The sequence below is a fragment of the bacterium genome, assembly GCA_030654305.1.
GTDB lineage: Bacteria > Krumholzibacteriota > Krumholzibacteriia > LZORAL124-64-63 > LZORAL124-64-63 > PNOJ01.
In genome coordinates, this window is sequence record JAURXS010000050.1 from 1 (window position 1) to 5,868 (window position 5,868).

General features: G+C 71.5%; 6 protein-coding genes. 2 read left to right on the plus strand and 4 right to left on the minus strand.

Features of this window, described 5'->3' with window-relative positions; translation table 11 throughout:
- The 4 genes from Q7W29_01170 to Q7W29_01185 all read right to left on the minus strand — a co-directional run.
- Window positions 1-331, minus strand: a 331-nt coding sequence (locus Q7W29_01170) for a hypothetical protein (protein ID MDO9170427.1), incomplete at its 3' end; no start/stop codon positions are given.
- A 5-nt stretch (window positions 332-336) separates the two neighbouring features.
- Entirely contained in the window at window positions 337-879 is a 543-nt protein-coding gene (locus Q7W29_01175) for a hypothetical protein (protein ID MDO9170428.1), read from the minus strand.
- Window positions 880-984: 105 nt separating this feature from the next.
- Window positions 985-1,860: a fumarylacetoacetate hydrolase family protein gene (locus Q7W29_01180; protein ID MDO9170429.1), complete on the minus strand. Its 876-nt coding sequence runs from the start codon at window positions 1,858-1,860 to the stop codon at window positions 985-987.
- 76 nt (window positions 1,861-1,936) lie between these two features.
- Window positions 1,937-2,353, minus strand: coding sequence for an Hsp20/alpha crystallin family protein (locus Q7W29_01185; GenBank protein MDO9170430.1), 417 nt, complete (start codon window positions 2,351-2,353; stop codon window positions 1,937-1,939).
- A gap of 303 nt (window positions 2,354-2,656) precedes the next feature.
- Between Q7W29_01185 and Q7W29_01190 the strand changes: the two genes are divergently transcribed.
- Both Q7W29_01190 and Q7W29_01195 read left to right on the plus strand, forming a co-directional pair.
- A complete protein-coding gene (locus Q7W29_01190) occupies window positions 2,657-4,318 on the plus strand; it encodes a hypothetical protein (GenBank protein ID MDO9170431.1) in 1,662 nt (553 codons plus the stop codon).
- 21 nt (window positions 4,319-4,339) lie between these two features.
- Window positions 4,340-5,848 (plus strand): flippase, encoded by a 1,509-nt coding sequence (locus tag Q7W29_01195; protein MDO9170432.1) that lies wholly within the window; start codon window positions 4,340-4,342, stop codon window positions 5,846-5,848.
- The last annotated feature ends 20 nt before the right edge of the window (window positions 5,849-5,868 follow it).

Sequence of the window (5,868 nt, forward strand, 5' to 3'; positions counted from 1 at the left end):
GGCCGCACCAGGGGATCGGGATGATCCGGTCGTCGTGGCACAGCGTGAGCAGGCCGTTGCTGGGCAGGGCGTCGCCGCGGCCGTCCGCAATCAGCAGCAGGTGACGGCCCTCGAATCGCACGGCGAGCAGTTCGCCGCGCCGGACCACCATCGCGGTCTCGCCGCGGCCGACCGTCAGTTCGAGACCGTGGGCGGCCGCGAAGCCGAGGTCGAACGGGCCCTCGACGGCGCCGCCGTCGGGGCGCGACGACCAGGCGCACGGCCGCTCGCGGGCCTCGCCGCTCTCCCAGGGTGCGCGGTGGTCGAGCGGGTGTCCGTCGCGGCGCGCCACGTCGATCAGTCCTTGCGCCGGCCGGTGAAGGGGTTCAAGCCGATCTCCGATTCCCAGCCCAGGCCGAGCCGCCGGTTGCGCTCCTCGGAGGCCTCGGCGAAGGCTTCCAGGATCCCGCCCAGCCGCTGCGCCTCCTGCACGAACTCCTCGCCGGCGATGGTCGGGCGCAGCAGCTCGTGCACGCCCCGCCAGGCCTGCTCGATCAGCAGCACCAGCCGGGCGTCGATCTCGCCCAGCTCGGCGACGGTGCGCGGCAGCGGGCGGGACAGGCGGATCGCGCCGCGGCGGTTCAGGTGCGTGACGAGCACGCCGAGGTCCTCGGTCGTCTCCTCGATGATCTCCTGCTGCTGCGGCCCGAAGGCGCGGCCGCGCATCTCCACCGCCACGAGCATGCGGCCGGCCAGGACCTGCAGCAGCTGCGCCAGGCAGAGCCGGAAGTCGCGCTCGCCGACCATCGCGGCCTGTGGCCGCACGTAGGTCTCGTAACGGGGCAGGGCGAACAGGAGCTTCGCCATCTGGGGCGGGTTGGCGGTCGCGGCACGGGCCATGGCTCGGCTCCGGGGTTGGGGCGCGCGGGGACGGCGGTGCATCGCACCTGTCATCGGCCGCCGCGGGCGCGACTTGATCGAGGGCCGGGGAGATTCAGAGGGGGATCAGAAGGCGACGACGGGATTGCTCAGCAGGCCCACGCCTTCGATCGCGACGTCGTAGACGTCGCCGGGGCGCAGGAAGCGGGGGGGATCGCGGTAGGCGCCCACGCCGCCGGGGGTGCCGGTGGTGATGATGTCGCCCGGCAGCAGCGTCATGTGGAGGCTGGCGAAGCGGATCAGCTCGTCGATGGGGAAGATGAGCTGCTCGGTGTTGCTGTGCTGGACGACCTCGCCGTTCAACGTGCCGGTGATGTCGAGGCCGTGCGCGAGGGGGGGCAGCTCGTCGGGGGTGACCAGCCAGGGGCCGCACGGGCCGCCGGTGTCGAGGCTCTTGCCGCGGAAGAACTGCTTGTCGGCCTGCTGGGCTTCGCGGTCCGAGACGTCGTTGAAGCACATGTAGCCCGCGATGTGGGACGGCGCGTCCGCGCGGGAGATGCCGCGGCCCTGGCGCCCGATCACCACCGCGAGTTCGGCCTCGGCGTCGACCTGGGTCAGGTCGGGGTCCAGCAGGATCGGCCCGCGGTCGGCCTGCAGGCAGGTCGTGGCCTTGCTGAACAGCATCGGGCGCGGCGGCGGCGCCTTGCGCTGCTCCTCGGCGTGGTCGCGGTAGTTCATGCCCACGGCGATGATCTTCGACGGCGAGGGGACCGGCGGCAGCAGGGGGTACTTCGAACGGGAGAACAGGGGCACGCCGTCGATGACGTCGCTGGGGTTGTGCCAGCGGTCGGCGAGCGCGCGCACCTCGGACATGCGCGCGAACAGCGCGTTCCAGGAGCGGGGCAGGGAGCGGTCCGCGGCCATCAGGTCGAGGCAGACCTTGTCGGTCAGGGCCACGCCCGGGCGCGGGCCGTCGGGGTGCTTGAAGGTGATCAGTCGCATGGTGGGGGTATTATACGAGACGGCCGGGACGATGTCCCGGCCAATCTCGCGCGCCGACGTCCCTGTCGAGCCGCGGTCACTTCACTTCGATCCGCCGGGCCAGGGCCTGGGCGTGCTTGGGCAGCGTGATCGAGAGCACGCCGTTCTCGAGCTCGGCCCGGACGTGCTCGGGATCGATCTGGCGCACCAGGTCGAAGGAGCGCCGGTAGCTGATGGCGCCGGTCTGCTCGCGCCGCACGGTGCGGTAGCCCTCCTCGTCCTTCAGCTCGCGCCGGGCCTTGACCGTCAGCGAGTCGTTCTCGATCTCGATCTCGAGGTCCTGGCGGTTGACCCCGGGCAGGTCCATGCGGATGATGTAGTCCTTGTCGCCCTCGTACACCTCGGTGCGCGGGGCGGTCCACAGCTCGGGATCGGAGCCGGAGCAGGCGCCCGCGGGCGCGAAGAAGGTGTCCAGCAGCGTCGCGAGGTTCATGGGCATCAGGTTGGCGGTCATGACGTTCCTCCAAGGTTGGGTCGGTCCTATCGGTGGCCGCATCGGCGGCGCTTCACGCAGTGTCGGGCCCCCTAATTCAAGGGCCGTGCCCGAGCGGTCGGCATCGGGAATCGTGTCGGCAATGCCTTGACAACATTCACGATAGATGATTTGATCTGCGCCGGGCACGCTCGGCGGATCTCCGCGAAGATTCCCGGATCATGACGAAACGGCAGGCCAGTGCGACGGTTTGGCTGGGGTGGCATGACACATTGGCATCGACGTCGGGCCTTCCCGGGACTGGCCGCCTTGTCGAGCGGTCTCTTGGCTTGCAGCGTGCTGCTGCTTGGCTTCGCCGTCGGCGCCGACGCCGGCGCCGCGGACCAGCCGGCCCCCCTGCGCGTCGGCGAGATCCGCCTGAACGTGTCGGACATCTTCTCGCCGGAGGAACTCGCCGGCTCCCGCGGCCTCATGCGCACGACGCGCCGCCTGGTCAACACCGTCCACCTCGGGACCCGCGAAGCCGTCCTGCGGCGCGAACTGCTGTTCGCCGCGGGAGAGCCGCTCGACGAGCGACGGCTGCGCGAGACCGAGCGCAACCTGCGCGCGCTGGGTTTCCTGACCCACGTCGCGGTGGTGCCCGTCGACACGCTGCCCGACGGCCTGGTCGTGCTGGAGGTGCGCGCCCAGGAGACCTGGTCGCTGACCACGGCCGCCAGTTACGCCCACTCCCCGGTGAAGGACCGCTGGTCGGCCGAGCTGTCGGACCAGAATTTCCTGGGCTACGGCGTCGAACTGATCGCGTCGCTCGGCGAGGACGAGGACCGCTCCTTCCGCCGGCTGAGCTACCAGAACCGGCGGGTGTTCGGTTCGCCCTACCAGTGCCGGTTCGACTACACCGATCTGAGCGACGGCCGCACCCGCAACGTCGTGTTCGCCCGCCCCTACCTGGCCGAGGAATCATCGTGGGGCCTGCAGGCCGGCGCCTGGGACCGCACCTTCACGCCGCGCTTCTACCTGTCGCCCGCCGGGGCGGCCGGCGACGGCGGCGAGGGCAGCCTCTACGCGAGCCTGCCCCTGCACGAACGCGGGCTCCAGATCTGGGCCAGCCGGCGCGTCCACCGCGGTCCCGGACGGATCTGGCGGCTGGGACTCGGCCTGTGGTCCGACGACAACCGTTACACGGTGCCGGACGCGGTCGCGCTGTCAGACGACCGGGTGATCGACGGGACGGTCCTGCGCGCGGCGGCCGGCCCCGCGCTGACGCGCATCAGCGGTCGTCGCGTCCAGCCGCTGCTGGTCGTGGAATCGCTGGGACGGCGCTGGGCCACCGAGCGCTACGTGATGAGTTACGGCGCGCAGGAGGACCTGAACCTCGACCCGCTGCTGCGCCTGACGGCGGGCCCGGTGCTGGCCGCCCTCGGCAGCGACCACGAGCGTTTCCAGGCCGAGTGGAGGGTCGTCGACTGGTCGCGCTGCGGCCCCGGCCTGCTGCTGCTGCGGCACGAGGCGAAGGCCAGCCTCGGCAGCCGCGGCAACCGCTCGCTGGGGGCCGCCCTGGAGGCGGGCTGGATCGCGCACGCGGGCGAGAAGGACCTCTCGCGCGCCTGGCTCGAGGGCGCCATCGGTTCGAACCTGCCGGGTCCCGACGCCTTCGCGCTGGGATTGACACGCGGGCTGCGCACGCTGGACTATGACGGCATGGTCGGCGACCGGCTCGTGCGCTGGAACCTGGAGCAGACCCGGCTGTTGCCGGGCGAACTGCTGGGCCTCTACAAGCTCGGCGTCGCGGTCTTCCAGTCCGGCGGCGCCGCCTGGTGGCACGACGAGGCGCGGGGGCTCTCGCGCGCCCGCCACGAGACCGGCGTGGGCCTGCGCTTCGGGCCGACGCGCTCGGCGCGGGCCGACGTGGCCCGCCTCGACCTCACCTGGCCCTGGTCGGGGGGCGGCCCCCAGGTGACGGCCGTCACCAGCGGCTACTTCTAGACGACGGTTGAACGGAGCCCGATGCGCGCGTCCCGCTACGTGGCCAAGAACGCCTTCCTGATGACCGTCGGCCTGTTCGCCGGCCGCATCCTGGCGTTCCTGATCTTCCGGCGCATGACCGGCACGGTCGGCGTCGAGGGCATGGGCGTCTGGGGCCTGTCGGTCGACCTCACCTCGATCATCCTGACCGTCTCGACCTTCGGCCTCACCACGCTCATCACGCGCGAGATCATCAAGGACCACGCCGACACCTGGCCCATCTTCTGGGCCGCCTTCCGCATCCGGCTGCTGCTGGGCTTCGCCACCTACGCGCTGCTGGCGGCCTACGTCTTCGCCACCGGCTACGACGGCGTGACGCGGGCGGCGGTCATGCTGATGGCCGTGGGCGTGCTGCTGGAGTCGACCGGCCTGGCCTGCGACTCCGTGCTGCAGGCCCACGAGAAGGTCGAGCACTCGACCTGGAGCCAGCTCGTCTCGGCGGCGGTCTACTTCGGCCTGGCGTGGTGGTGGCTCGACGCGGGCTTCGGCGTCATGGGGGTCGTCTGGGCCAACGTCGTCAGCCGCGCCGCGCGCCTGGTGATCGTGCTGCCCCTGATGGTCCGGGTCGCCGGCTCGTGGCGCGGCGCGGCCTCGGCGCGCCAAGTCGGCCTGCGCTGGATGCTGCGCCTGGGCCTGCCGCTGTTCATGTCCACGACCTTCGGCATCATCTCCTACAAGATCGACACCGTGATCATCATGGAGATGCTGGGCAAGCTCGCCGCCGGCGTCTACACGATCGGCCACCGGCCGCTGGACCTGCTGCTGATCGTGCCCTACCTCTTCGCCGCGGCGCTGTTCCCCTCGCTGATGCGCTACCGCGAACAGGAGCGCGACGGCGAGACCGGGCACGTGGAGCGCATGGGCGAGCGCGCGCTGCGCTACCAGCACCTGGTGGTGTTCCCGCTGACCCTGTTCTGCACGCTGGCGGCGGCGCCGCTGATCCGCCTGGCGACCTCCGGCGACGCCGACCTGTCGGCTTCGGTGATGGTGTTCCGCGTCGCCATCTGGGGCGTGCCGGTGCAGGCGGCCAGCATCGTCTTCAACCGCCTGCTGATGACCGCGGGGCAGGAGCGCACCTTCATGCGCATCGCGCTGGCCTCGATGATCACCAACATCGGGCTCAACCTTTTGGTGGTCCCGGTTCTGGGCTGCCCGGGCGCGGCGGCGGTCACGGTGCTGAGCCTCGGCGTCAGCCTCGTCATGCACCGCGTCTACCTGCAGCGCGCAGGCATCGTCATGCCCGTGCGGCGCGCCCTGGTGGACGGCTCGGCGGCCATGCTGCTGGCCTGGGCCGCGGCGGTGCTGCTGGGCAAGGCGGTCGCGCCGGAGTGGGACGTGAGCTGGCTCGCGCTGCCGACGTCCGGGATCGTGCCGTTCGCGGCGATGACGGCGCTGGCGGGGGTGCTGTACGTGGTGGCGCTGGTGGGGCTGCGGGTGGTGGGGCGGGACGATCTGGAGTTGGTGACGGGGTTGTGGCCGGGGAGGCGGTGAGCGGCGGCTCGCCCGGTTGC